Annotated in this window: 22 protein-coding genes; 13 read left to right on the top strand and 9 right to left on the bottom strand. The window is 70.8% G+C overall.

Features of this window, described 5'->3' with window-relative positions; translation table 11 throughout:
- Positions 1 to 7: 7 nt before the first annotated feature.
- The 5 genes from AC07PU_RS01540 to AC07PU_RS01520 all read left to right on the top strand — a co-directional run bounded on the left by AC07PU_RS01540 (position 8) and on the right by AC07PU_RS01520 (position 4,756).
- The gene (locus AC07PU_RS01540) at positions 8 to 463 is read left to right on the top strand and encodes a nuclear transport factor 2 family protein (protein ID WP_495314656.1); all 456 of its coding nucleotides are present in this window, start codon (positions 8 to 10) and stop codon (positions 461 to 463) included.
- 13 nt (positions 464 to 476) lie between these two features.
- Positions 477 to 1,688: a cytochrome P450 gene (locus tag AC07PU_RS01535; protein WP_495314654.1), complete on the top strand. Its 1,212-nt coding sequence runs from the start codon at positions 477 to 479 to the stop codon at positions 1,686 to 1,688.
- Positions 1,689 to 1,813: 125 nt separating this feature from the next.
- On the top strand, positions 1,814 to 2,944 hold the full coding sequence (locus AC07PU_RS01530) for an ABC transporter substrate-binding protein (RefSeq protein WP_203206877.1): 1,131 nt from the start codon (positions 1,814 to 1,816) through the stop codon (positions 2,942 to 2,944).
- 74 nt (positions 2,945 to 3,018) lie between these two features.
- The gene (locus AC07PU_RS01525; RefSeq protein WP_495314651.1) at positions 3,019 to 4,230 is read left to right on the top strand and encodes an MFS transporter; all 1,212 of its coding nucleotides are present in this window, start codon (positions 3,019 to 3,021) and stop codon (positions 4,228 to 4,230) included.
- A gap of 91 nt (positions 4,231 to 4,321) precedes the next feature.
- Positions 4,322 to 4,756: a hypothetical protein gene (locus AC07PU_RS01520; RefSeq protein ID WP_495314649.1), complete on the top strand. Its 435-nt coding sequence runs from the start codon at positions 4,322 to 4,324 to the stop codon at positions 4,754 to 4,756.
- A 21-nt stretch (positions 4,757 to 4,777) separates the two neighbouring features.
- Here AC07PU_RS01520 and AC07PU_RS01515 read toward each other — a convergent pair whose 3' ends face one another.
- Positions 4,778 to 5,227, bottom strand: coding sequence for a hypothetical protein (locus AC07PU_RS01515; protein ID WP_143129232.1), 450 nt, complete (start codon positions 5,225 to 5,227; stop codon positions 4,778 to 4,780).
- Positions 5,228 to 5,431: 204 nt separating this feature from the next.
- Between AC07PU_RS01515 and AC07PU_RS01510 the strand changes: the two genes are divergently transcribed.
- On the top strand, positions 5,432 to 6,565 hold the full coding sequence (locus AC07PU_RS01510) for an ABC transporter substrate-binding protein (protein WP_495314646.1): 1,134 nt from the start codon (positions 5,432 to 5,434) through the stop codon (positions 6,563 to 6,565).
- A gap of 77 nt (positions 6,566 to 6,642) precedes the next feature.
- The gene (locus AC07PU_RS01505; protein WP_495314644.1) at positions 6,643 to 6,912 is read left to right on the top strand and encodes a hypothetical protein; all 270 of its coding nucleotides are present in this window, start codon (positions 6,643 to 6,645) and stop codon (positions 6,910 to 6,912) included.
- A 48-nt stretch (positions 6,913 to 6,960) separates the two neighbouring features.
- Here the strand turns inward: AC07PU_RS01505 and AC07PU_RS01500 are convergent, their stop codons facing one another.
- Genes AC07PU_RS01500 through AC07PU_RS01485 form a run of 4 tightly spaced genes read right to left on the bottom strand, consistent with a single transcriptional unit; the run spans position 6,961 to position 11,278 of the window.
- On the bottom strand, positions 6,961 to 8,952 hold the full coding sequence (locus tag AC07PU_RS01500; RefSeq protein WP_495314642.1) for an ATP-binding protein: 1,992 nt from the start codon (positions 8,950 to 8,952) through the stop codon (positions 6,961 to 6,963).
- A complete protein-coding gene (locus AC07PU_RS01495; RefSeq protein ID WP_495314640.1) occupies positions 8,901 to 9,890 on the bottom strand; it encodes a hypothetical protein in 990 nt (329 codons plus the stop codon). Before AC07PU_RS01495 ends, AC07PU_RS01500 begins: the two co-directional genes overlap by 52 nt.
- A gap of 60 nt (positions 9,891 to 9,950) precedes the next feature.
- Positions 9,951 to 10,349, bottom strand: coding sequence for an iron chaperone (locus AC07PU_RS01490; protein WP_495314638.1), 399 nt, complete (start codon positions 10,347 to 10,349; stop codon positions 9,951 to 9,953).
- Positions 10,346 to 11,278, bottom strand: a complete 933-nt coding sequence (locus AC07PU_RS01485; protein ID WP_495314636.1) for a helix-turn-helix domain-containing protein — start codon at positions 11,276 to 11,278, stop codon at positions 10,346 to 10,348. The genes AC07PU_RS01490 and AC07PU_RS01485 overlap by 4 nt, the downstream gene beginning before the upstream one ends.
- 115 nt (positions 11,279 to 11,393) lie before the next feature.
- Between AC07PU_RS01485 and AC07PU_RS01480 the strand changes: the two genes are divergently transcribed.
- Complete coding sequence (locus tag AC07PU_RS01480) at positions 11,394 to 12,029, top strand: cysteine hydrolase family protein (RefSeq protein WP_093346978.1); 636 nt, start codon at positions 11,394 to 11,396, stop codon at positions 12,027 to 12,029.
- A 23-nt stretch (positions 12,030 to 12,052) separates the two neighbouring features.
- On the opposite strand, the gene AC07PU_RS01475 is transcribed toward AC07PU_RS01480, so the two are convergent.
- Both AC07PU_RS01475 and AC07PU_RS01470 read right to left on the bottom strand, forming a co-directional pair.
- The gene (locus tag AC07PU_RS01475; protein ID WP_495314633.1) at positions 12,053 to 12,304 is read right to left on the bottom strand and encodes a DUF2798 domain-containing protein; all 252 of its coding nucleotides are present in this window, start codon (positions 12,302 to 12,304) and stop codon (positions 12,053 to 12,055) included.
- A complete protein-coding gene (locus tag AC07PU_RS01470; RefSeq protein ID WP_495314631.1) occupies positions 12,301 to 13,170 on the bottom strand; it encodes an NmrA/HSCARG family protein in 870 nt (289 codons plus the stop codon). Before AC07PU_RS01470 ends, AC07PU_RS01475 begins: the two co-directional genes overlap by 4 nt.
- 118 nt (positions 13,171 to 13,288) lie before the next feature.
- Here AC07PU_RS01470 and AC07PU_RS01465 point away from each other — a divergent pair, with 118 nt between their 5' ends.
- The gene (locus AC07PU_RS01465; protein ID WP_495314629.1) at positions 13,289 to 14,194 is read left to right on the top strand and encodes a LysR family transcriptional regulator; all 906 of its coding nucleotides are present in this window, start codon (positions 13,289 to 13,291) and stop codon (positions 14,192 to 14,194) included.
- Here AC07PU_RS01465 and AC07PU_RS01460 read toward each other — a convergent pair.
- Positions 14,184 to 14,609: a CopD family protein gene (locus tag AC07PU_RS01460; protein ID WP_495314628.1), complete on the bottom strand. Its 426-nt coding sequence runs from the start codon at positions 14,607 to 14,609 to the stop codon at positions 14,184 to 14,186. The two genes, AC07PU_RS01465 and AC07PU_RS01460, sit on opposite strands and share 11 nt — an antisense overlap.
- A complete protein-coding gene (locus AC07PU_RS01455; protein WP_495314626.1) occupies positions 14,606 to 15,007 on the bottom strand; it encodes a DUF3817 domain-containing protein in 402 nt (133 codons plus the stop codon). Before AC07PU_RS01455 ends, AC07PU_RS01460 begins: the two co-directional genes overlap by 4 nt.
- Positions 15,008 to 15,023: 16 nt before the next feature.
- On the opposite strand from AC07PU_RS01455, the gene AC07PU_RS01450 reads away from it, so the two are divergent.
- The 4 genes from AC07PU_RS01450 to AC07PU_RS01435 all read left to right on the top strand — a co-directional run bounded on the left by AC07PU_RS01450 (position 15,024) and on the right by AC07PU_RS01435 (position 24,646).
- Positions 15,024 to 15,998 carry a GlxA family transcriptional regulator gene (locus AC07PU_RS01450; RefSeq protein ID WP_495314623.1) on the top strand — a complete coding sequence of 325 codons (975 nt, stop codon included), beginning with the start codon at positions 15,024 to 15,026 and terminating at the stop codon, positions 15,996 to 15,998.
- 323 nt (positions 15,999 to 16,321) lie between these two features.
- Positions 16,322 to 18,712: a type VI secretion system Vgr family protein gene (locus tag AC07PU_RS01445; protein WP_495314621.1), complete on the top strand. Its 2,391-nt coding sequence runs from the start codon at positions 16,322 to 16,324 to the stop codon at positions 18,710 to 18,712.
- Between the two features lie 11 nt (positions 18,713 to 18,723).
- Positions 18,724 to 20,319, top strand: coding sequence for a hypothetical protein (locus tag AC07PU_RS01440; RefSeq protein WP_495314619.1), 1,596 nt, complete (start codon positions 18,724 to 18,726; stop codon positions 20,317 to 20,319).
- A gap of 34 nt (positions 20,320 to 20,353) precedes the next feature.
- Positions 20,354 to 24,646: an RHS repeat-associated core domain-containing protein gene (locus AC07PU_RS01435; protein WP_495314617.1), complete on the top strand. Its 4,293-nt coding sequence runs from the start codon at positions 20,354 to 20,356 to the stop codon at positions 24,644 to 24,646.

The following is a 24,646-nucleotide window of genomic DNA, read 5'->3' as shown; positions in this document are numbered from 1 at the left end:
AGACCCCATGCGCTTTCCGCAATTGCCCGTCGAGGACGAGCTCGAGATCCGTTCCCTGTTCGCCCGCTATGGCCACCTGGCCGACGCCGGCGATCCCGACTTCGCCCAGCTGTTCACCGAGGACGCCAGCTGGACCCGCGCCAACTCGCCACCCGCCTCGCAGGGCGGCAGCGGCCTGCCGCCCGAAACCATCCACGGCCGCGACCATCTGCTCGCGCTGATGGAAGAGGTGATGAAGAAGAAGTTCAGGCAGCGCATGCACCACCAGATGACCGACTTCTACGCCGTGCCCGGCGAAGGCGCCGACGAGGCCCACGGTCATGCGCGCGCGCTCATCACCGACTGGCGCGACGGCCCCGGCAAGATCGCGATGTTCGGCAAGTACGACCTGCGCTTCCGGCGCACCGGCGACGGCTGGCGCATCGCCGACATGACCGTGCGCGTGCTGCCGAGCGCGGATTGAGGAGTACCGACCCATGAACGCCACCGCCACCCTGTCCGTTCCCGACGCACCGGTCCTCGACGAGGATCCGTTCTCCGACGCGAACATCGCCGATCCCTATCCGCTGTTCGACCGCATGCGCGAGATGGCGCCCGCGGTCTACGTCGCGCCGCACGGCTACTACGCCGTCACGCGCCATGCCGAGGCCGGCATCGTCGCGAGCGACTTCGAGCGCTTCACGGTCGAGGGCGGCGTGGGCATGAGCGACATCCGCAAGCCGGGCGCGTGGCGCACGCGCAGCCCGATCTCCGAGATCGACCCGCCCGAGCACACGCGCGTTCGCGCCGCGCTGCAGCGCATCCTGTCGCCGCTGGTGGTCAAGAGCTGGAAGGAGAAGTTCGCGCAGCGCGCCGAGGAGATCGCCGAGGCCGCGGTGGCGCGCGGCCGCATCGACGGCGTGGCCGACATCACCGAGGCCTACGTGCTCGAGGTGTTCCCGGCCGTGCTCGGCATCGCGGTGCCGCCCGAGCGCATCAAGCTCACGGGCGAGCTCAACTTCAACCAGCTCGGGCCGAACAACGAGCGCGTGGCGCAGGCGCTCGAGCGTGCCGCGCCGATCATGGACTGGTACCAGCAGGTGCTGCAGCGCGAGCACACGCTGCCCGGCGGCTTCGCCGAGAAGATCTACGAGGCCGAGGACGAGGGCCATTTCGACAAGGGCACGGCGCCGCTGCACGTGCGCTCCTTCTTCCGCGCCGGCGTCGACACCACCATCGCCGGCATCGGCTCGACGCTCAAGCTGCTGGCCGAGCACCCCGACCAGTTCGCGCTCGTGAAGGCCAACCCGGCGCTCATCAAGGGCGCATTCGAGGAGGCGCTGCGCCTGGAGTCGCCGGCGCAGGTGATGTTCCGCACCACCACGGGCGAGGTCGAGCTCGGCGGCGTGCGGCTGCGCGCCGACACCAAGGTCGGCTACCACATGGGCGCCGCCAACCGCGACCCGCGCCAGTGGCCCGATCCGGCGCGCTTCGACGTCACGCGCCAGACCGCGGGCGTGCACCGCGCCTTCGGCGTGGGCGCGCACGTGTGCATCGGCCAGATGATCTCGCGGCTCGAGGCCGAGAGCATCCTCGGCGCGCTGGTGCGCCGCGTGCAGCGCATCGAGCCCGCGGGCGCATCGCGCTGGCGTCCGGTGAACACGCTGCGCACGCTCGACGTGCTGCCGCTGCAGCTGGTGGCCGAATAGCTTCGGCGCCGCTTCGGGTCGGTCCGTCCCCTGCGATGGGGACTGACGCAACCCGGATGCATGAAGACACTGCCATGGCCCCCTGAGAAAAACCGCGCACCTTCGCGCGCCCTTGGAGACACACCATGACCATGCATCGCAGAGCCGCCGTCGCCGGCGCGCTGCTTCTCGCCTTCAGCGGCCTCGCCTTCGGGCAGGGCAAGGAGATTCCCGTCGGCGTGTTCAACGCCATGACCGGCACCTACGCCTTCGGTGGCGTGCCGATCCAGAACGCCATGAAGCTCGCGCTGGAGGAAGCCAACGCGCAGGGGCTGCCCGGCGGCAACAAGTTCAGGATCGTCGAGGGCGACACCGCGGGCGACAAGGGCCAGGTCATCAACCTCGTCAACCAGTTCGGCAAGCGCGACAACGTGATGCTGATCCTCGGCCCCACGGTCAGCGCCGAAGCCCTGGCCGGCGCGCCGGTGGCCAACGACCTCAAGCTGCCGATCCTCGCCATCGGCAGCTCGCCCGGCATCCTCGCCACCGGACCCTGGGCCTTCAAGATCCAGGCCACGCCGACCGACATCATGGGCTTCCTCGGCAAGCTGGCTTCCGAGAAGCTCGGCGTGAAGCGCGTGGTGCTGCTGCACGACCAGAGCAGCGACGGCTACATCGGCCAGAAGAACGCGCTGGCCGACTACTTCACCAAGGCCGGCGTCACCATCGCGGCCGACGAGAAGTTCATCTCCTCCGACTCCAACTTCCTCGCGCTCGCGACCAAGATCGCGACCACGCCCACCGACGCCATCTTCATCGCCGCACCGGCCGAGGTCTCGGCCAACCTGATCCTGCAGATCCGCCAGGCCGGGCTCGAGTCGAAGGTCAAGTTCATCGGCCCGTCGACGCTGGGCTCGGCCGGCTTCATCAAGGCCGGCGGCAAGGCGGTGGAGGGCACCTACTTCGTGTCGGACTATTCGCCGAACAATCCCTCGCCGATGAACCAGGCCTTCGTGAAGGCCTACCAGGCCAAGTACAAGGCCGCGCCCGACAACTGGGCCGGCATGGGCTATGCGCTGGGCCAGGTCGCGGTGCAGGCGGTGAAGAACGCCGGACCGAACCCCGACCGCACGAAGATCCGCGACGAGCTCGCGAAGCTCAACAAGGTGCCGATGGTGCTGGGCAACGGCACCTGGAGCGTGGACGCGGGGCGCAATCCGAGCTACGGCGGCGTGCTGCTGCAGGTGAAGGGCGGGGAGTTCGTGGCGGTGCAGTGATCGCGTGAGCGGGGGTGGCAAGCGCGGACGCCGGGCTTGCCGCACAATGCGCCGTCCTTTCGACGCCCCCGGCCATGCCCCTTCCCAAGACCGGCCTGCTCGCGCAGGTCTCCGCCGCCCACCTCGTCAGCCACCTGCACATCATGGCGCTGCCCGCGCTGCTGCCGGTGTTGCCCGGCGCGTGGGGCCTGAACTTCGTCGAGCTCGGCCTCGCGCTCAGCGTGTTCAACGTGGTCTCGGCGCTGGTGCAGGCGCCGCTGGGCTTCGCGGTCGACCGCTTCGGCGCGCGGCGCCTGCTGATGGCCGGCCTGCTGCTGGGCGGCGCGGCCTTCGGCTCGCTCGCGTTCTCGGGCCACTACGCCTGGCTGCTCGCCGCGATGGCGCTGGCGGGCATCGCCAACGGCGTCTATCACCCCGCCGACTACGCGATGCTCTCGGCCGGCATCGACAGCGCGCGCATGGGCAAGGCCTTCTCGGTCCATACCTTCGCGGGCTTCGTCGGCGGCGCCATCGCGCCGGCCCTGCTGATGGGCATCGCCAGCACGCTGGGCGTGCGCTGGGCCTTCGCCGCCACCGGTCTCGCGGGGCTGCTGGCCTGGGTCTTCCTGTTCGCGGGCGAGAAGCCGGCGCTCGCCGCGCGGCCCGCGAGCAAGCCGAAGACCGCGGCCGGCAATGGAGCGGGCGTGCGCATCCTCACGCCCGCGATCCTCACGCTGACGCTGCTCTATGTGCTGCTGAGCCTCAGCACGAACTCGATCGGCAGCTTCTCGGTGTCGGCACTGGTCGGCGGCTACGGCGTGAACCTCACCTGGGCCAATGCGGCGGTCACGGCTTTCCTGTTCGCCAGTGCCTTCGGCGTGCTGGCCGGCGGCGCGCTGGCCGACCGCACGCGCCGCCACGGCCTGGTGGCGGCCGTCGCGTTCGCGGGGGCGGCCGTGCTCGCGGCGCTCGCGGCGTGGGGCCGGCTGCCCGATCTCGCGCTCGTGCTGTGCCTGGGCGCCACCGGCTTCCTGACCGGCGTGATCACGCCTTCGCGCGACATGCTCGTACGCGCCGCCGCACCGCCCGGCGCCGAGGGCCGCGCCTTCGGCATCGTCTCCACCGGCTTCAACATCGGCGGCGCGGTCGGCCCGATGCTGTTCGGCTGGCTGCTCGACCGCGGCCATTTCAGCGGCGTCTTCTGGGCCGCGGTGGTCTTCATGGGGCTGACCGTGATGCTGACCCTGCTGCAAGAGCACCGCGCCGCGCGTGCGCCGCGGCCGCTCTCTCGCCCCGCCGCGGGCTGAGGAAGACGGGGCGGCGACCGACACGCCCTTGCCCCACGCCTGGGCACACTCGGTCATCGACACCACACGGGCGCACCACGCGCTCCACCGCATGCTGAGCTACGCAATCCAGAAGGTCGGCGACGACTTCCAGCAGACCCACCCGCAGGGCGAGACCACGCTCGTCGGCTTCATGGCCGCGATCGATGCCCATCCGTGGCAGCAACAGCACCGCGAATGGAACGAGCAGCAGGACGGCCCGCTGCCCGCGCTGGTGCTGCGCCACGAGGCCGACCAGCGCGAACTGTGGGTCACGCTGCTGGGCGACGGCACAGACCGGCGCGGCGAGTACCAGCTGCAGTCGGTGGCGATGCGCCCGCGCAAGGGTTTCTTCGGCAAGGGCAAGCTCGAACAGGACGTGGCGGTGTTCGAGACCCGCGACCGCGGCGAGCTCGATCGGCTCTGCGAGCTGTTCTGCGACGGGCAGTACGAGGCCTTCGATCGCGAAGCGGGGCGGATGGCGGCGCGCGAGGACGGCAGCGATTGATTCGCCGCGCCCCCGGGCGTTCTATCGGCCGGCGGGGTTCGCGAGATTGACGGCCTTGCTGCCGGACAGCAGCTTCTTCGCTTCCGCCTCGTCGGCTCCTCTGACCGCCGCGCAAGTCATGCTGGGGCTGACGACGAAGTAGTTCGACGATGCCTTCGCGGCGTCGAACTTCAGCGAGTCCTCCTTCCACGTCGGCGTGAAGCCGCCGAAGCATTTCACCCCCAGGTAGTGCTCGCCGGGCGACACCTGGAATTCGGCGTGCTCGCCGGAGCCGATGCCGAAGATGTCCTTGCCATCCATCGCCACCGTATAGCCATTGGCCGCGCCGACGATGCTGCTGATGCGGACCACCACAACCTTGGCGGCGACCGAGGCATCCGGAACCTCGGGCAACGGACCGAGCCTGCCCGAGGTCGTGCCGCAACCGGCGAGCAATGCGGCCGTGGCCGCCAACACGAGCGTCTTCATCATCCTGTCTCCCTCCTGGTGATCGAATGGATCGAGCAACACGGTTGCATCGATGCGCTTGCGAGCGCGCGAGATCATATCGCCGGGATGGCGTACCACGGCCCGCGCGCAGATTCACCGTTTTCCGTTATCCTCCGCCCCGCCCGGACACCAAGATCCGGCCCTTGCAAGAAGGGGCGTTCACCGCCCGGAGACGGAGAGAGACAGATGAAATCGATGGCGTTCTGGCGTCCGCTGCTCGCGGCCGCCACGATGGCGGTTGCGGCTCTGCCCGCCGCGGCGGTGCAGGTGGTGGTCGGGCAGGTGGCCCCGATGTCGGGGCTCGAGGCGCGGCAGGGGCGGGCCTTCGGGGTCGGGCTCAAGCTGAGCTTCGACGCGATCAACAAGGCCGGCGGCGTGAACGGCCACACGCTGAGCCTGGTGCGCAAGGACGACCTGGGACAGCCCGAGCAGACCGTGGCGCTGACCAAAGCCCTGGTCGCGGAGAACCGGCCGATGGTGCTCGCAGGCTACTTCGGCACGCGCAACATCGCGGCGCTCGTGGCCTCGGGCACGCTCGAGAAGGAACGGCTCGCTCTGGTGGGCTACCGCTCGTCCGAGCTGCGTGCACCGCCGCCGCTGCTGTTCAACATGCACGCCGACCTGCGCGAGGAGCTGACCAAGATCACGCGCCACCTCGCCACCATCGGCATCAACCGGCTCGGCGTCTTCTACGAGGACGTGCCCGCCTCGGGCGAACTGCTCAAGCTGATGGACGAGCTCGCCGCGGCCTCGTCGTCGCGCATCGTGGTGCGGGCTTCCTACCCGGCAGGCACCACCAAGGTGGGCGATGCCGCCGAGGCCTTCCTCAAGGAGCCGCCGCAGGCCATCGTGATGCTGACCAGCACCGGCGCCGCCGCGGCCTTCATCGAGCGCTACCGCATGGCGCCCAAGGGCACGGCGCAACTGGTCGCGCATTCGGGCGTCGACGTGGAGCAGCTGTCGCAGCGGCTGTCGGAGCAGCACATGCAGGGCATCGTGATCGCGCAGGTCACGCCGAGCCCGTTCCGCATCTCGAGCAAGCTGACGCGCGAGTTCATCGAATCCACGGCCGGACAGACGCTGGAAGTGCCGGTCAGCTATTCGATGTTCGAGGGCTACATCACGGGCCGCGTGATCGCCGAGGCCGTGCGCCGGCAAGGGCGCACGCCCACGCGCGAAGGCATGGCCGCGGCGCTGGCCTCGCTGGTGAACTTCGACTTCGGCGGCTATGTGGTCGACCTCGGCCCCAACGCCGGCGGCAACGGCACGCGCTTCGTCGAGCTCACGATCCTCAGCAACGCCGGCAAGATCCGGCAGTAGCGCCCTCCTCCCGTCCGATTCCTTCCGCGGGAAGCTTCTGCTAGCTTGAAGCCTCTCCCATCCGGAAGGAGCCGCTCATGGACGAAGACCTGGACACCCTGTCGCGCGAAGACCTGATCGCCGAGGTCCGGAAGCTGCGCGAGGGCGTGCGCCGCCATCGCGATGCCACCGGTCACGACCTGTGCTGGCACCATCCCGACCTGTGGTCGCTGCTGCCCGAGAAGACGCCGCCCGCGATCGCGGTGCCGGCCTGGCCGCAGTTCATGCGCGGCTGCGTGAAGTACCGGCAGTCGCTGGAGGAGCAGGCGTCCGATACGCCGCGCACGACGCGCGAGTTCGGGGATTGATGCGATACACCCGCCGTTCGGGCCGAGCTCAGTCCGAACGGTGGGGGTTCATTTCTTCGGAGCGAACAGCGCGCCGAGCGCCCGTGCCGCCTTGACCAGCGGCGACGGCCGCAGCTGCTGGTACTCCGCGCGCAGCTCGGTGCGCAAGCCCTCGTCGATCTTCCCGACGGGCAAGGCCAGCAACAGTTCCAGCGTTTCGACCTGCCGCTCCACCTGCCCCACGTGGCCATAGCTGCGCGCGAGCCCGATGCGCGCCTTCACGACCTGGGCCGCGATGCCCTTGTCGGCCTCTTCGCCGCAGGCCTTCACCAGCGCCTCGCAGCAGGCCACCGCCTCCTCGTAGCGGCCGGCCTTGCGCAGGCGCACGCCACGGTTGACGCTGGACTTCGCGGCATAGGTGCGCAGCGCGACCTCGGAGGCATGCAGGCAGGTGTCGATCACATGACCATAGAGCGCCAGCGCGGCATCCAGGTCGGTGTCAGCAATCGTGATCGCCTTGCAGTAGCGCGCATTGGCCACGCGCTCGCGCAGGTAGGCGACATCGGAGCGGGCCCAGCGCACGATGATCGCGTCGTAGGTCTGCAGCTCCTCGTCGCGGCGGCCGAGCTTGTCGAGCTGCACCGCGCGGTTCGACATCGCGAGCGCGACATCCTTCTCGGCCGAGGTCGAGAGCTCGTTGCCGTAGCGCGCGATGACCTCGTCGTTGACCGCCAGCGCAGCCTCGCGCTGCGACAGGCAGCCGAGGCTGTAGCCCTTGCGCACCATCGCGTCGAGGCAATGGCGCCGCAGCTCGGGGTGCAGCGATTCGACATGGGCCTGCAGCACCTCGTCGTAGCAGGCGATGGCCTCGCGGTGCTTGCCTTCCACCGCCAGCACGCGCCCGCGCTCGATGGTGGCGTCGATCGCATCGCGCTGCGCCAGCGTCAGGTCCTCGTACTGGTCGCCGTAGTTCACCGCCGCGCCCAGGCGCTGCAGCCGGTTGAGGCAGGTCAGGCGGCTGGCCGCGGCCTTGGCCAGCGTGTCGCGCATCGAGGCGCCGGTGGCATTCGGAAAGCGCGCGAGCAGTGCGTCGTAGACCGGCAGGGCATCGGCCTCGCGCTCCAGCAGCATCATCAGCGCATAGGCCTGGTTGAGGTAGGCGCTGGCGACCACGCCCTCGACCTCGGCGCAGATGTCGGCCGCGAAGGCCTGCACCAGCGCCGCATAGGCATCGACCGCGCGCTGGAACTGCAGGCGCCCGCGCCAATGGGCCGCGAGCGCGTACTGTGCCTTCACCGCGATCGTGCGCAGGTCCTCGGCGGGGTCCTTCGCGAAGCGCGCGACGAGCGCATCGACCGCGGCGGCGAAACGATGCTCGGCCTCGGTCACGGCGACCTCGATCGCGCGGCCCTCCTCGTCCTTGCCGTCCGGGCGCGGATGCGCGGCGGGCGCCTGCGCCTGCAGGATGTCGCAGCGCAGGTCCATGGCGCGCGCGATGGCGCGGCGCAGGGCCGTGTCCTCCGCGCCGCGGGCCTCGGTCCAGCCTTCGAGCGCGCGCAGGGCGCCTTCGACATCGCCACGGGCCTCCAGGATCCGCGCGCGCTCGATGCGGCCGTGCACGCATTGCAGCCGCGTGTAGGCATCGGCGGACTCGGCATGCAGTGCATCGAGTTCCGAGAGCGCCGACAGCGCCTCGTCGCCCCGGTCGAGCGCGCGCAGCGCCCAGGCCTCGAGCAGGCGCGTGCGTGCCAGCTGCGGCTGCAGCAACGCGCTGCGGTCGTCACCGAAATGATCGAGCAGGCGGCGGTAGCCGACCAGCTCGCGCGCCGGGTCGTCGAGCGGCACCAACTGGTCGAGCATCGCGAGCAGCAGCTCCTTGCGGACCTGCGCATCGGCCTGCCCGGCATAGCGCGCCCACTGCCATTCAGCCAGTTCGTCGGCGCGGTCCTCGTCGTCGGGCTCGGCATCGCGGTCGCGCAGCAGCTGCGCCTTGACGCGCAGGATGCGGTTCACGCAGCGCAGCACGGTGGCGTCTTCGCTGTCCGCATGCGGGTCGAGCACGGCGTCGCAGGCCGCGAGCAGGTGTTCCTCGAGATCCTCGTGTGCTGCGCACCGCGCAGCAGATCGCGCTGCAAGGCGAGCGCGAGGTCGGTGCGCGCCAGCGCGAGCGTCAGGTGCAGCTCGGGCTCGATGGCATCGGCGTGCGCGGCGATCAGGGTGTGCAGCAGCGCACGGGCTTCGTCATCGCGACCCAGTGTCTCGAGCAGGCGTGCGTGGGCATGCCGCGCCTCGGCGGCCCGTGCCTGCAACGCGGGCTCGGTGGTGGCTTGCAGGTCCTCGTGCAGGGCCGCGTATTTCTTCAGCGCCTCGTGGTGGTAGTCGAGTTCCGCCAGCATCCGGGCCTGCGTGGTGCGCACACGGGCCACGAGCACGCGCGTCGCTGGCCAGTCGTCGCCACCGAAGCGCCGCGCCAGGTCCTCGCAATGCCGCACCATGTCGACCCGCGCGAAGGTCGCGCCACCGGCGGCGCGCAGCTTCGCCTCCTCGAGCCCCGCGGCGACGATCCATTCGCGCAGCGCCAGCGACTGCGCCTGCTCGAAGCGGCGCTGCACCTCCTGCAGCAGCGCCAGCGCGGGCTCGGGCCGGCCGGTTGCCGCCAGCGCGCGCGCCTTCTCGCACTGCGCGCGCGCGATCCACGGCCAGGCCGCGACCGGTGCGAACACCGGGGCGACCACATCGCGCGCACCGGGCTCGAAATGCGCGCACAGCGCGTCGGCCACCGCCACGATGTCGGCCGTGCGTCCGAACGAACTCAGCGCCTCGATCTGCCGGAACCAGGCCGAAGCCAGATGCTCCTGCAGGTCGGGCGAGGCGCTGTCGGCGGGCGTGCTCAGCGGCAGCAGCCGCGCCACGAGCGCTTCGGCCTCCGCGAGGGCCGATGCGGCGGTGGCAGGGTTGGCGAAGCGAGGCGAAGGGTCCGGGCGATCGATGTCGTGCAATCTGGTGTCCTGGCTGGGGCTCTGCGCTTCATTCTCGCCGCCGGCCTGCCGGCTTGCGGTTCACCAGAACGAATCGTCCTCGCGCGCCTTCACCACGCGCAGCCGGTGCTCGGCGATGCGGCGGATCAGGTCCTCGGGCAGCGGTTCGTCGTAGCGGACCTTGAGCAGTTCCTTGGTGGTCTGATGTCCCGCCAGTTCATTGCGGAACGCCTCGAGCGCCTCGGCCGAGGGCGCGAAGCCCAGGTGGGCCTTGTGCGCCGAGAAGGCGAACAGGAAGCGCGGCTCGATGAAGAAAGGCGTGCCCCACTTGATGGCCTCCCGGGCCTCGGGTGCCACGCGCTGCAGCAGCGCGCGCAGGCGCCGCAGGTGCGCATGGGCCTCGGGCGGGGCGGCGGCGATGTAGTCGTCGATCGTGGTGGGCGCCTTGGTGGCCATCTCGTTCATCCCCTTCGTGCTCATGCGCCCTTGCCCTGCACGTCCTTCGGCGAGCGGCCGAACCGCGCCTTGAAGGCGCGGCTGAAATGGCTGAGGTCGGTGAAGCCGAACTCGAGCGCGGCCTGCGACACCTGCCGCACGCGCCCTTCGGCGAGCGCCCGGTAGCTGGCCTCGAGCCGCTGCTGCCAGAGCCAGCGCCCGGGCGTGGTGCCTTCGGCGGCGAACAGCCGCATCAGCGTGCGCAGCGACAGGTGGCAATCGCGCGCGATGGTTTCGCCGTCGAGCGTGGGGTCGCCGAGCCGGGCACGGAGGTAGCGCTTCACGGCCGCCAGGCGCCCGTCGCGCGCGCCGGCCTCGATCTGCGAAGGCGCGAGCTCCGCCTCGAGCGCCGTCGACCAGATGTCCATCGCGGCCTGCGCGAGCGCCGGCGGCGCATCGTCGTGCAGCGCCATCAACTGCTGCAGCACCGACCCCGCGAGCGCGGCCAGCTTGGCGTCGCGGCCGACCGGCCGGGCCACGAATTCATCGGCCGCGCCGATGCGGCTGGTCAGCAGGGCGCGCGGGATCGCGACCATGACCGCATGCGACCATTCGCCGAACTCGAGGCTGAAGGGACGCGACTGGTCGTGCAGCACCATGTCGCCGGGGCGCATGCTCACGCGCCGCTCGTCCTGGCTGAAGCGCGTGTTGCCGCCGAGCGCGAACCAGAGGAAGAAGTCGTCGCGCGGATCGCGCCGGATGTCGGTGGCGCCGCGCGTGACGCGGATGGTCGCCGCGCCGGGCAGCTTCGACTCGATCTCGTTGAGCGCGAGCGCGCCCAGCCCGCGCTGCGACACCCTGGCGCGGAACGCCGCGCCGCCCGGCGCATTCGCGCACTGCGTGACCGAGTAGCTGCGGCACGTGACCTGGTGCCACTTCTCGAAGCTGTCGCCGGGTTCGACCAGGGTTTTCATGGAATGGATGGCAGGTGGAGAACAAAGCTTGGCAAGCCGGGGCCAGCGCGGACGGCCGGCGCGACCCAAGATCGCCGCACCCGCCACCATCCGACTCACCCACCGAGGGACCAATATGCCTTATCAGATCGATCGCATCAATCCGGCGACCACCGCCGTCATCGTCGTCGACATGCAGAACGACTTCGTCGCCGAGGGCGCCCAGCTGCGCTCGGCCCAGGCCGCGGCCATGGTGCCGACCTTGGCACGCACGCTGGCCACCTGCCGCGAACGCGGCATCCGCGTGATCTACACCGCGCACGTGCACCGGCGCGACGGCTGCGACATGGGCCTGTACGACGACCTCTACGGCCCGATCGCCGACCGCAGCGCGCTGGTCGACGAAACGCCCGGCAGCGAGATCTTCGCGGCGCTCGCGCCGGCCGCGGGCGAGCACGTGGTCAAGAAGCACCGCTACAGCGGCTTCTTCGCGACCGACCTCGACCTGATCCTGCGCGAGTGGGGCATCGACACCGTGGCGATCACCGGCACCACGACCGAGAACTGCTGCCATGCGACGGCGCGCGACGCGATGTTCCGCAACTACAAGGTGGCCTTCCTGTCGGATGCGACCGGCACCTTCGACTACCCCGACGTGGGCCAGGGCGCGATGCCGGCCGAGGCGGTGCACCAGGCCACGCTGACCATCCTGGCCTTCTCGACCGCGCACGTGATGACGAGCGAGGAGTTCGTCGCGCGGATCGATCGCTGAGCCTTCGCAGCCTTGCGCGCCGGTCAGCGCGGCGGGCTCTGCACGGTCGCCGCGACGATGCGGCGCACCACCGGCAGCAGGACGAGCAAGGAGGGAAACGCGGCCAGCCACGAGACGCCCCAGGCGCCCATCCACATGCGAGGCCAGTCCTCGCTGAGTCCCACGCTCTTGAGCGTCGCGATGCCGGCCACGATGCACGACATGAAGACCGACAGCAGCAGCGGCATGAGGATGCCCGCGCAGCGCGCCGGCAGTTTCCGGAGGCCGCGGCTCATGCGGCGGCCAGCTCGCGGATGTACTGCGCCAGCGTGCGCGGCGCGCGGCCGAGGATGGCCTCGAGCGTGAGGGCGTTGCCGCCGAGCCCGTGCGCCGCATAGTGCGCGTGGACCTTCGACAGCAGTTGCAACTGGCGCGCGTCATAGGGCGGGCGCGTCCGCTCGGCCCAGCCCTCGAAGTCCATCTCCCGCGCCGCCACCGGCCGGCCGAGCGCCTCGCCGGCCATCGCCGCGATCTCCTGCGGATTGAAGCGGCCGGGCGCGCACAGCTCGAACGAGCCGTAGGCCAGCCGGTCTTCGGTCAGCGCAATGGCCGCGACCTCGGCAACGTCGCGATAGTCCACGCGCGCGATCCGCGTGTGCACCGGGTAGGGCTCCGCGAAGACGCCGTCCCGCGCCATGCCGGGCCAGGCGCCGCGCAGGTTCTGGAAGAAGTTGGCGGGATGCAGCAGCGTGTATTCGAGCTTCGACTCGAACAGCGCGGCCTCCACCGGGACCTTGCTCGCGTGGTTCGCGAGCGTGACGTGCGTCGGCTGGATCACCGACGAGAACACGAACTTGCGCACCCCGGCCTGCTGCGCGGCGGCGACGAGATTGCAACCCATCTGCGTTTCGTCCGCCTGAAAGGCCGGGCCGATGTGGAACACGCCGTCCGCACCCGCGGCCGCGCGCCGCAGGCTCGGCGGATCGCGCAGGTCGGCAACGACGGCTTCGGCGGCGCCGTTGCCGATCGCCTGGCGCCGGCCGGATTCGCTGCGCACCAGCGCGCGCACCTTGGCACCCCGTCGTACCAGCGCGGGCACCACGAGCGCGGCCACGCGGCCGGTGGCGCCGACCACCAGCACCGTGGGTCTATGTTGTTCCATGGATGATTCCTCGATCGATGAGCGGCACCAGGCCGCGGAGTCCCGAAGATAGGGACGACCACCGCACGCGTGAATCCACGGCGGCCGCCAAAGACCTTCATCCAGAACGGAAGAATCCATGGACCAGATTCAGGACATCCGCGCCTTCGTCGCCATCGTCGAGCTCGGCAGCCAGAGCGCCGCGGCCCGCCAGCTGGGGCGCTCGGTGCAGTCCATCAGCCGTTCGCTGGGCGTGCTCGAGCGCAGCATCGGCGTGCAGTTGATCCGGCGGACCACGCGGCAGTCGTCCCCCACCGAGGTGGGACGGGCCTACCACCGGCGCGTGCAGGCCGCGCTGGCGGAGTTCGACGCGGCCGCGGCGGAGGCGAGCAGCCAGTCGAGCGCGCCGCGCGGCCTGCTGCGCGTGGCCGCGCCCGTGCAGTTCGCGCCGGCCTTCGTCGTGCCGCTGATCGGCGCGTTCATGCAGCGCTACGCAGGCATCGAGGTGGACCTCACCGCCTCCGACCGTTTCGTCGACCTGATCGAAGGCGACATCGACCTCGCGATCCGCATCGGCGAACTGCCCGATTCCGAACTGGCGGCGCGGCGGCTCGGCGACCTGCGGCTCGTGGTGTTCGGCGCGACCGACTACTTCGCGCGGCACGGGCGCCCGCAACGCCCCGAGGACCTGGTCGATCACCAATGCCTGGTGCGCACCACCCACGGCAACGACGCCAACTGGCCGTTCACCATCGATGGCCGGCCGCGGCGGGTGAAGGTCTCGGCACGCTTCCGGGCGGACAACACCGCTTCGCTCTATGCCGCGGTGGCGAACGGCCTGGGACTGTGCTTCACGCCGCTGTGGCAGATCCGCCATCTGCTCGAGAGCGGCCGCATCGAGCTGGTGCTGACCGATTTCGAGTCGCCGCGGGTGCCGGTGCATGCGGTGTGGCCCACGGCCCGGGGCAGCTTCGCGCGCGCGAAGCTGTTCGCGGACTTCGCGGCGCAGAACCTGCCTTCGCTCGAGCCTGGGTTCAAGGCTTGAGCACGACGAGCAGCGCGATGCCGCCGAGCGCCGCGACGCACAGCCCCGGGGCGATCCGGATCCATGCGCGCTCGCGGGTGTTGGTGCCCTCGAGCTGCCTTCTGAGGCAGGCCGACAGCACGCCGTGCAGCCCCGACAGCGCGAACACCAGCACCAGCTTCGCGTAGAGCCAGCCCGCGCCGAACCAGCCGCCCAGGCTCGCGAGCGCGATGCCCAGGCCCCATGCCGCCACCATCGCCGGCACGGTGACGCGACGGTCCCAGCGCAGGAAGGCCTGCCCCATGCGCTTCTCGTGCGGCAGCAGCACGCTGCCCGAGCGGCCGAGCGCGGCGGCCGCCACGCCGAGCAGCAGCAGGCCGCCGGTCCAGGCGAGCACCGCGGCCAGGTGCACCGCTTTGAGCCACAGGTAGGTCATGGCGAGGCCGGCTCGCGATCGAGCAGCTTCCAGCTGTAGAAGCCACCGCCCGGCAGGCAGGCGAAGAGCACGAGCTTGAAGCCCATGCGCTGGGAGACATCCTCGAGCGTCGCCGCGTTCGCGACTTTCCAGCAGAAGCCCAGGAAGACGAGGCCATGCAGCGGCCCCATGAGGCTCACGGCCCAGGGCAGGCCGGCGAGGTGTTTCATCGGCACCGCGACCAGCAGCAGGATCAGCAACGTGGTGGCTTCGAGCAGGCAGAAAAGCCGGAGACGGGAAAGGCGCAGGGCTCGGGACGGCAAGAGCAACTCCATGACGGGGACCCCGTAGTCTCCCCATGCATTGCCCGAAGCGAAAGTGGCCGGATTGACAAGCTTCGACTGTTTCTCGCCAACCATGGAAGAATCCGCCGCCATGACACCCCGCGCCCCGAAGACCACGCCGCACCGGCTCGCGGTGCTCGCCCTGCCCGGCCTCATCGCCTTCGATCTCGCGAGCGCCTGCGAGGTCTTCGGGCATGCGGAGCTCGCGCCCGGCCAGCCCTGCTACCGCATCGCGGTCTGCGGCGAACGGAAGTCCTTCGACAACGGCAGCTTCACGCTCACGGTCCGGCACGGGCTCTCGGTGCTCGATGAGGCGCAGACCATCGTCGTGCCCGGCATCGCCGATCCCGCGGCACCGATCAGCCGCGCCGTGCTGCAGGCACTGCGCGCGGCCTCGGCGCGCGGCGCGCGCATCGCCTCCATCTGCTCGGGCGCCTTCGTGCTGGCGCAGGCCGGCCTGCTCGACGGGCTGAGCGCCACCACCCACTGGGTCGCGGCGCCGTTGCTCGCCGAGCTTCATCCACGGGTGGAGGTCGATGCCAAGGTGCTCTACATCGACCACGGCCGGATCCTGACCTCCGCGGGCGCGGCGGCGGGCCTGGACCTGTGTCTGCACATGGTGCGCAAGGACTTCGGCGCGGCCGTCGCGGCGCGGGTGGCACGGCTGTCGGTGGTGCCGCTGCACCGCGAGGGCGGCCAGGCCCAGTTCATCCAGCCGCTGGACCTGCCCGCCGAGCGCGACCTGCAGCCGCTGCTCGCCTGGGTGGAGCGCAACCTGCACCGGCCGCTGTCGCTCGACGACCTCGCGCGCCAGGCCTGCAGCAGCCAGCGCACGCTGAACCGGCGCTTCCAGGACCAGTTCGGCGTCTCGCCCGCGCAATGGCTGATCCGCGCGCGCGTGCGCCGCGCGCAGGAGCTGCTGGAGCGCACGCGCCTCGGTATCGAGCAGATCGTCGCCAAGGTGGGGCTGGGGTCGGCGGCGAACTTCAGGGCCCAGTTCCAGCGCGTGGCGGGCGTGAGTCCCAGCGCGTACCGGCAGAGCTTCGGCGCGGGGCCGAGGGCCTGAGTTTCCCTGCGCCGACGGTGCATCGGCGCGCGACTACGAATCCTAGTAGTCGCGTCTTCGGCCGGCCCAAACGGCAGTAGAGTGCCGCCCGGAGCGGAAACGTTTGCACTCCCGGTTCGATGCCGTGCGGCCAACGAAGGCCTTCCTTCGAACCTTCGACTGATATCCGTCGCCGAACGTAGTGGAATGGATGTGTCGCCATTGCAATTTGGTTGCAGCTTCTTACGGTTGAGCGGCGCGAGCTTCTCTACAGTGCTCGGTTTTGCATGCGGGAGACGGTCCGCTCCTGTCGTCGCCCTTCACGTTTCGCTTCAGGGAGTTCCATGCCCACGCCCGCCTCCAGCCGGGGCCGCAAGATCACCGCGACCTCCGATGCCATGCCCATGCTCGATGGGGTGGCCGCCCTCGAACCCGTCCTGATCGAGGGCGAGGAAGCGCTCAGCCGCCCCTATCGCTACACCCTCACGCTGACCACGCCGGCGTCGAGCGCCATCGATGTGCGCTCGGCCGCGAACGTCAAGCTCAAGCCCCTGATCGGCGAGGAGTTCGGCGTGCACATCCTGCTCGACGGCCGGCCCGGCGGCGCGCAGCAGCAGCGCCATCTCTCGGGGCTGGTGACCCGGGCGCGCTTCCTGCGCCTGGAGCAGCGGCGCGCGCTCTACGAGGTGGTCATCGAATCATGGCTGAGCCTGGCCCAGCGCTCGCGGGACTTCCGGATCTTCCAGAACAGGAACGTGCTCGACATCGTCGACGAAGTGCTCGGGGCCTACGGCTTCGCGCTCTCGATCCGCGCCACGGGCAGCTATCCGCCGCGCGAGTTCGTGGTGCAGTACGGCGAGACCGACTACGACTTCGCGAGCCGCCTGCTGCACGAGTGGGGCCTCTACTACTACTTCGAGCACGCGGCCAACAGCCACACGCTGGTGATCGTCGACGACATGCAGGCGCACGCTCCCTTCCCCGCCGGGGGCTACGAGCGCATTCCCTTCAGCGCCGCCGAGGCCTCGTCCAACGAGGAGCACTGCCATCACTTCCAGCTGGCCGAGGCGCTGCAAAGCGGCCAGTGGGTGACGGGCGACTTCGACTTCACGCGCCCCAAGGCCGACCTGCTGCGCACCAAGGCGATGCCGCGCCGCACCCGGCATGCGACGCGCGAGGTGTTCGCCTGGCCGGGCAACTACGCGGCCGAGGCCGACGGCGAGCAGATCGCGCGCGCACGGATGGAGGAGACCGGCGCGCCCGGCCAGGTCGCCAGCGGCGCGGGCAACCTGCGCGGCCTGGCGGCCGGCTACCGCTTCACGCTGACCGACCATCCGCAGGACAGCGCGAATGCCGACTACCTCGTGACCGCCGCGCGCCTGTCGCTGCAGGAAGCGGGCGACGCGACGGGGCTGGAGGAGTTCCGCTGCCGGGTCGAGTTCGAGGTGCTGCCGGCGAACAACATCTTCCGCCCCACGCCCGACGCGACCAAACCACGCACCACGGGCCCGCAGACGGCGGTGGTCACCGGCCCCGCGGGCCGCGAGATCTGGACCGACCAGTACGGGCGCGTGAAGCTCAGCTTCCACTGGAACCGCTACTGCAGCAAGGACGAGAGCAGCTCGTGCTGGGTGCGCGTGTCCTCGCCCTGGGCCGGCAGCAACTTCGGCGGCATGCAGATCCCGCGCGTGGGGCAGGAGGTGGTGGTCGACTTCGAGTACGGCGACCCCGATCGCCCGCTGATCACGGGCCGGGTCTACAACGCGGACAACATGCCGCCGTGGGACCTGCCCGCCAACGCGACCCAGAGCGGCCTGCTGTCGCGCAGCTCCGAAGGCGGCAATGCCGCGAACGCGAACGCGCTGCGCTTCGAGGACAAGCTCGGCGAGGAACAGCTCTGGCTGCATGCGGAGCGCGACCAGTTGCTCGAGGTCGAGAACGACGAGGTCCACACCGTGGGCCGCGACCGCAACAAGACCGTCGAGCGCGACGAGACCCACCACATCAAGAACGACCGCACCAAGACCGTCGACCGCAACGAGACGATCACGATCCACGGCCAGCGCGAAGAGACCGTGGACGGCGACGAGGCGGTCACAGTCAAGTCGAACCGCAGCCACGCCATCACCGGCACCGAGACCCTGACGGTCACGGGCGACCAGACGCACATCGCCAAGGCGCACCGCACCGCCAGCGTCACGGGCAACCAGACCACCTCGGTCACGGGCACGGATTCGCTGACGGTCACCCAGGCCCGCACCGTCACGGCGCAGGACAACGACCTGTGGAACGTCACGCTGGGCCAGACCACCACCATCGGGCAGGCCTACAAGGTCTCGGCCCGCTCGCATGCCGCGACCTACAACGACGCGATGACGCTCAACGTGCCGGCCGGTCCGGCCTCGGCCACGGCGCAGGGCGACGTCTCGCTGACCAGCTCGGCCGCCAACCTGTTCGGAACGGCCGCCCTCAACATGGGCCTGCTGGCGCAGGGCGGCGACTTCTCGGCCGTGGCCTCGGGCAGCGTGGGCGTGAGTGCCGAGGGCGGCACGCTCGACACCTTCGCCTCGGGCGCCATGACGCATGCGAGCCCGACCAGCGTGGTGCTCGATGTCGACGGCACGGCGGTGGAGGTCACGCCGGGGCGCATCGTGCTGCGCGCGGGCAGCGCCACGCTGATGCTCGATGCCTCGGGCGTCACGGTGAACGGCACCAAGATCTTCCTGAACTGCTGAGGGCCGCATCGATGTCCTCCGCGGCACCGGTGCGCAACCCGGTCGAAAAACGCATGGCTCGGCTCCACGACCTGTGGTGGGAGCGCACCGACGATGCATCGCTGCGCGCGGTCGTGCTGCGGCTGCCGCCCGACTCGCAGCGCATGCTCGATGCCTTCTTCACCTTGCAGATGGTGGACAGCGACTACGCCACGCCCGACCTCTTCCTGCGGCTGGACGCGGCCTACGAGACCGGCTACCGCTACAGCCGCGAGCTGCGGCAGGCCCTGATCGAGACCTTCCTGCACAACCGGCCGCAGCTCGCGAAGCAGGGCGTGGCCGGTCCCTGGGAAGAGGAACACGCACCCGGCCGCGACAGCGCCGCCGGCTTCGTCGACACCGGCCTGTCGCTGGCGCGCCACCTGCGCCGCCAGCGGCTGTCGGTCGTGCTGCAACCGGGTGGCGTGAGCGACGCGGCCTGCTTCGAGCGCTGGCTCGACGCGGCGCTGCAGGCGCCCGTGCCGTCGCAGGATGCCGGGCTGCTGCGGCTGGTGCTGGTCGACGACAGCGACTCGCGCGCCTGGCAGCCGCTGGTGGAGCGGCATGCGGGCGTCGTGCGCGTGGTCGATGCGCCGCTCGACATCCTGGAGGCCGCACGCGAGATCGCGGCCCAGGCGGGCGGCGGGAGTGGCGGGGCCGCGCTGTTCAGGCAGCTCTATGCCGACATGCTGGTGCTGCTGCGTCGCGGCGACGCGGCCGCCGTGGAAGCGACCGCCGAGCGCGCCGCGCGGCTGGCCACGCGCAACGGCTGGTCTGACCAGCGCGCCGTGCTCGACGTGATGGTGGGCGGCGCCTGGCTGCAGGCGCGCGACGTCGCGCGCGCGGTCGCGCGCTACCGCCAGGCCCGTGCCGCGGCGGTGGAGGCCACGCAGGCCGGCAACCCGATGGGGCCGATGCTGCTGATGCAGGGCTGGATGGCCGAGGGCGGGGCATGGGCCGCGGCCGGCGACATGAAGCAGTCGGCCCATGCCTTCGAGCAGGCGACCGAGGCGGCCCGCCGCATCCCCAACAGCCTGTTCGCGGTCGAGGGTCAGCGCGCCGCGGCCCAGGCCTGGCTCGGTGCCGGCGAACGCGACCGGGCCTGGGCCGCGGCGCTGGCCGGCGTGCGCGAGGCGCGCGCCATGGCCGACGCCGACCGGCCGAACAGCACCGTGCCGCAGCTGCTGCAGGACATGCTCGCGATGCAGGATCCCCGGCGCTGCGAGCGCATCGCGCAATGCGCCACGGCCTACGAGCGCGAAGCGCGCGCGGCCCTGGTCGAGGCGGATCTCGCGGGCCATCGGCTCGGCACCCATCCACCGCCGAGCGCCATCGCCGCGATCGAGACGCAATTGGTGCAGCGCTACGAGCAGCTGTTCCAGGGCCAGTTGCGCGAGCGCGAGCAGCTGGTGCAAGGCGGCGAGGAGGTGTTCCGCACCGTCGTCGCCATGGGGCGCCAGTGGCTAGACCCGGCCTGGAGCGGGCTGCCGCACGTGAAGCATCCGCTGGACCTCGCGCCCGGCGAATGGCGCGAGCCGCCCGCGTTCGCGCGCCTGCCCGATCCGCAACCTTTCGTCGAAGCCGCCTGAAGGGCGCCGACTCCCCACGCCACAAGGAAAGCACGTGTTCTTCGCGGCCAAGCATTTCGACCCGCAGCTGGGCATCGATGCCCACACCTACCTGGCACCGCCCGGCGTGTGGCCCACGGTGCACTTCGGCATCGTGATGGACCCGTTCGACTACCTGCCGACCATCGAGGTGTCGCCCGACAACCCGATCGTCAAGGGACTGGGCGCGCTCGGCACCGCAACCGAGGCCGCCAAGAACGCCGTCGGCGAAGGCACGGCGTCACCGCAGATACCGGCGCCGCCCGGCGCGCCGCCGGCCGAGGGCGCGATGCCCGAGAGCATCCCGCTGCCGCTCGGCGCCACCGTCGAGGTGGCCGGCGTGCGGCGCGCCAATGCCGGCACCGGCGGCGTGGACTTCCACATCCTGGTCGGCGCGCCGATGCCGATCATCAAGGGGCCGGGCGGCCCGCAGTTCGACGACGAGCTGTTCATGGGCAGCCGCACCGTGCTGGCCGATGGCGATCCGTTCTCGCGCATCACCATGCCGGTGCTCAGCTGCAACATCGTCGGCCTGGTGCCGCCGTTTCGCCCGCGCAAGCTGGCCAAGCCCGTGCGCCTGAGCCTGATGTTGCCGACCACCTTCAACGTGGCGATCCCGCCGCAGGTGTTCGTCGGCGGACCGCCCACCATCTCCTGGGGCGCGATGATCCAGCGCGGCCTGTTCAAGGCGCTGGGCCGCGCCTACACGCGCATCGCGCGGCGCGCGCTCAAGGACATGCCGCCCGGCTTCCTCAAGTGCCAGGTGCTGCGCGCCGAACCGGTCGACATCCGTGACGGCAGCGTCTCGGTGGCGCACGAGGACTTCCATGTTCCCGGGCGCCTGCCGCTCACGTGGAGCCGCATCTACGCATCGCGCGACCACGACTTCGCCGGCCACTGCGGCCTGGGCTGGCAGACGCCGGCCGATGTGCGCCTGGTGGCCGAGGACGACGGCATCGTGAGCCTGCGCGGGCCGGAGGAGTTCGCGCTGTTCACCGAACTGCCGCGCACCGAGGCGCAGCAGGTGCTCGACGTGGTGGACGGCGCCCGGCTCACGCGCCAGGGCGACGCGCTGGTGGTGCGCCTCAAGAGCGGCCTGCGCTACCGTTTCGAGCAGGCACTCTCGCCCGAGGGAGCGCTGCGCGCACCGTCCCCCTTCGTGACGCGCCTGGAGGATGCCTGCGGCAACCGCTGGGACTTCGTGCGGCAGCGCGGCGAACTGGCGCGCATCGTCGAGAACGGCCTGAACGGACTGCCCGGGCGCAGCATCGAGGTGCAATGCCGGCAGGGACGCATCGAAGCCATGGCGCTGCGCGATCCCGCCACGCAGCAGGAGCATCCGCTGGTGCGCTACCGCCATGCCGACGGCGACCTGCTCGCGGCCATCGATGCGCTGGGCGCCGCGTACGAGTTCGCCTACCTGCGGCATCGCATGGCGCGCCACACCGACCGCACGGGCCTGTCGTTCCACTACGCCTACGACGACCGCTGGCGCGTGGTGCACGCCTGGGGCGACGGCGGGCTGCACGACTACCGCTTCGCCTACGACGAGGCGCTGGGCCGGACCGAGGTCCGCAACTCGCTGGGACACCTGACGGTGGTGCGCTTCGACGAGTCCGGCCTGCCGCTGGCGGAGATCGATCCGCACGACGGCGTGACCACCTTCGCCTACGACGATGCCGGCCGCACCGTGGCCGTGACCGCACCGGGCGGGTTGCGCACCGGCTTCGTCTACGACGCGCGCGGCAACCTGCTGGCCGTGCAGCGCCCCGACGGCAGCAGCGTCGGCTGCGACTACGACACGGAAGACCGCTTGTGCGCGATCGTCGATCCGCTGGGCCATCGCTGGCAGCTCGAGAACGACGCGCGCGGCCTGCCGACGCGCCAGACCGATCCGCTGGGTGCGGTCGCCCGCTTCGAGCACGACGCGCATGGGCAGCTGGTGCGCCACGTCAACGCGCGCGGCGCGGCCACGCAGTTGCATTACGACCGGCACGGACAGCTGGAAGCGCTGGTCGATCCGCTCGGGCGCGTCGACCGCTTCACGCACGACGCGCTGGGGCGCCTGCTCGGCCGCACCAACGCCCTGGGCGAGACGACGCGCTACCACTGCGACCGGAAGGGCCGCCTGGTGCGCATCGACCATCCCGACGGCGCGCAGATCCTCTGCGGCTACGACGCCGAGGACCGGCTGGTGCGGCACGTGGACGCAGCGCGCGCCGAGACGCGGCTGGCCTACGTAGGCCTCGGCGAGATCGGCCGGCGCATCCAGCCCGACGGCCAGGTCCTGCAGTACCACTACGACACCGAGGAGCAGCTCGTCGGCGTGACGAACCAGCGCGGCGAGCGGCTCGCGCTGCGGCGCGACGCCCTGGGCCGCATCGTCGAGGAGATCGATTTCTGGGGCCAGTCGCGCCACTACGCCTACGACGAGGCCGGCCACCTGAAGCAGATGACGGACCCGCTGGGCCAGCGCATCGCCTTTGCCTGCGACAGGCTCGGCCGCATCACGCGCAAGACGGCGGCCGACCCGCTGCGGCCCACACACCAGCAGGACGAGCTGCTGGTCTACGACCGGCGCGGACAGCTGGTGGAGATGCGCAACGGCGCGGCCCACGTGAAGCGCCGCTTCGACGCGGCCGGCCGCGTGCTCGAGGAATGGCAGAACGGGTTTCGCGTCGCCTCGCAGTACGACGCGGTGGGCAACCGCACGCTGCGCGAGAGCTCGGCCGGCCATCGCGTGCGGATGGAATTCGACGCCTGCGACCAGCTCGCGAGCCTGGGCATCGACGACGAGGTGCCGATCGACATCGAGCGCGATGCCCTCGGCCGGATCGTGCGGGAACAGCTGAGCGCGAGCGTCGTGCGCCACGCCCGCTACGACGCGAACCACCAGCTCACGGCCCAGGCCGTGCTACGGGACGCCTCGCCGCTGTTCAGCACAAGCTACGACTACGACCGCAAGGGCCAGCTCGTGCATCGGCACGACAGCCTCCATGGCAGCGACCAGTACGGCTACGACCTCATGGGGCGCGTCCTGCAGCACATCGATCCCGAAGGCAAGGTCACGCGGCTGCTGCACGATCCGGCGGGCGACCGCCTTCGCACCACCATCGAGCAGACACGGATGCAGAAGGTGGCCGGCGGCGACGACGACGCGCCGGTGCACTGGACGCGCGAAGGCAGCTGCGACGGCGTGCACTACGTGTTCGACCGCGCGGGCGATCTCGTGCGCAGAGGACCCGCGGCGCACGGCGCGCCCGGCACGAGCGACGAACTCGAATTGACCTGGGACGCCCACCACCGCTTGATCGAGAGCCGGCGCGGCACGGTGCGCACGCGCTACGGCTACGACGCCGTGGGCCGGCGTGTCTTCAAGCGCGGTGCCGCCCATACCACCTGGTTCTTCTGGGACGGCGATGCGCTGCTGGGCGAGGTGCGCCAGGCCCACGACGAACAGGTCGCGCCCGCGTCGCTCAACCCCGCGGCGCTCGCGCAGCGCCGCGCGATACGCGGCCGCCAGCAGCCGGTGGTGGCCTGGGAACGCGCGCGCGAGTACGTTTACTACCCGCAGACCTGCATTCCGCTGGCGCTGGTCGACCCGCCGCCGGATGCGTCGTCGCCGGGCGCGAAACGTGTCGCCCACTTCCATGTCGAGCCGAACGGGATGCCCTCGCGGCTGACCGACGGCGCCGGCGAGATCCTCTGGTCCGCGACCTCCACCGCCTGGGGCCGCGCGCTCGCCTCGCGCACCGCCGCGATCGACAACCCGCTGCGCCTGCAGGGGCAGTACTTCGACGAGGAATCGGGCCTGCACTACAACCGGAACCGCTACTTCGATCCGCACATCGGCGCCTTCGTGAGCCAGGACCCGATCGGCCTCGACGGTGGCGAGAACCCCTACGGCTTCGCGCCGAATGCGCTGGGCTGGATCGATCCCCTGGGGCTGCGCTGCAAGACGAAGCGGCAGCGCACGCGGCTGCGCCGCATCCTGGGCCTGTCGAACAAGCCCGGCAACACGCAGATCACCGCGCGCCTGACGCAGGCCGAGGCGCGGGAACTGGCCGAGGAGTTCGTCGGTCCCGGCTTCACGCAGGAACTCACGGACAAGGGCGGATGGATGCTGAGGTCCGAGGATGGACTGCGCACGGTGCGCGGGCCCAGCAAGAAGCCGACCGACGCGGGGCGCAACGTCCACCCGGTGTCCGGACAACCCTTCTCCATGACCGGCACGCAGATGAACTTCCAGCAGCGTGCCGTGCCCAAGGGCCCTTACGATTCCAACGTTCACGTGGATGTGGAGCCCTGA

The organism is Variovorax sp. GW821-FHT10D07 (assembly GCF_059415325.1).
The sequence above is the reverse complement of the archived record's forward strand: the minus strand, read 5'-3'. Positions and strand labels throughout refer to the sequence as shown.

Excerpts from the sequence above, each read along its gene's own strand:
- AC07PU_RS01540 (WP_495314656.1), top strand. The coding sequence starts at position 8 with ATGCGCTTTCCGCAATTGCCCGTCGAGGACGAGCTCGAGATCCGTTCC.
- AC07PU_RS01535 (WP_495314654.1), top strand. The coding sequence starts at position 477 with ATGAACGCCACCGCCACCCTGTCCGTTCCCGACGCACCGGTCCTCGAC.
- AC07PU_RS01530 (WP_203206877.1), top strand. The coding sequence starts at position 1,814 with ATGACCATGCATCGCAGAGCCGCCGTCGCCGGCGCGCTGCTTCTCGCC.
- AC07PU_RS01525 (WP_495314651.1), top strand. The coding sequence starts at position 3,019 with ATGCCCCTTCCCAAGACCGGCCTGCTCGCGCAGGTCTCCGCCGCCCAC.
- AC07PU_RS01520 (WP_495314649.1), top strand. The coding sequence starts at position 4,322 with ATGCTGAGCTACGCAATCCAGAAGGTCGGCGACGACTTCCAGCAGACC.
- AC07PU_RS01515 (WP_143129232.1), bottom strand. The coding sequence starts at position 5,227 with ATGATGAAGACGCTCGTGTTGGCGGCCACGGCCGCATTGCTCGCCGGT.
- AC07PU_RS01510 (WP_495314646.1), top strand. The coding sequence starts at position 5,432 with ATGAAATCGATGGCGTTCTGGCGTCCGCTGCTCGCGGCCGCCACGATG.
- AC07PU_RS01505 (WP_495314644.1), top strand. The coding sequence starts at position 6,643 with ATGGACGAAGACCTGGACACCCTGTCGCGCGAAGACCTGATCGCCGAG.
- AC07PU_RS01490 (WP_495314638.1), bottom strand. The coding sequence starts at position 10,349 with ATGAGCACGAAGGGGATGAACGAGATGGCCACCAAGGCGCCCACCACG.
- AC07PU_RS01485 (WP_495314636.1), bottom strand. The coding sequence starts at position 11,278 with ATGAAAACCCTGGTCGAACCCGGCGACAGCTTCGAGAAGTGGCACCAG.
- AC07PU_RS01480 (WP_093346978.1), top strand. The coding sequence starts at position 11,394 with ATGCCTTATCAGATCGATCGCATCAATCCGGCGACCACCGCCGTCATC.
- AC07PU_RS01475 (WP_495314633.1), bottom strand. The coding sequence starts at position 12,304 with ATGAGCCGCGGCCTCCGGAAACTGCCGGCGCGCTGCGCGGGCATCCTC.
- AC07PU_RS01470 (WP_495314631.1), bottom strand. The coding sequence starts at position 13,170 with ATGGAACAACATAGACCCACGGTGCTGGTGGTCGGCGCCACCGGCCGC.
- AC07PU_RS01465 (WP_495314629.1), top strand. The coding sequence starts at position 13,289 with ATGGACCAGATTCAGGACATCCGCGCCTTCGTCGCCATCGTCGAGCTC.
- AC07PU_RS01460 (WP_495314628.1), bottom strand. The coding sequence starts at position 14,609 with ATGACCTACCTGTGGCTCAAAGCGGTGCACCTGGCCGCGGTGCTCGCC.
- AC07PU_RS01455 (WP_495314626.1), bottom strand. The coding sequence starts at position 15,007 with ATGGTTGGCGAGAAACAGTCGAAGCTTGTCAATCCGGCCACTTTCGCT.
- AC07PU_RS01450 (WP_495314623.1), top strand. The coding sequence starts at position 15,024 with ATGACACCCCGCGCCCCGAAGACCACGCCGCACCGGCTCGCGGTGCTC.
- AC07PU_RS01445 (WP_495314621.1), top strand. The coding sequence starts at position 16,322 with ATGCCCACGCCCGCCTCCAGCCGGGGCCGCAAGATCACCGCGACCTCC.
- AC07PU_RS01440 (WP_495314619.1), top strand. The coding sequence starts at position 18,724 with ATGTCCTCCGCGGCACCGGTGCGCAACCCGGTCGAAAAACGCATGGCT.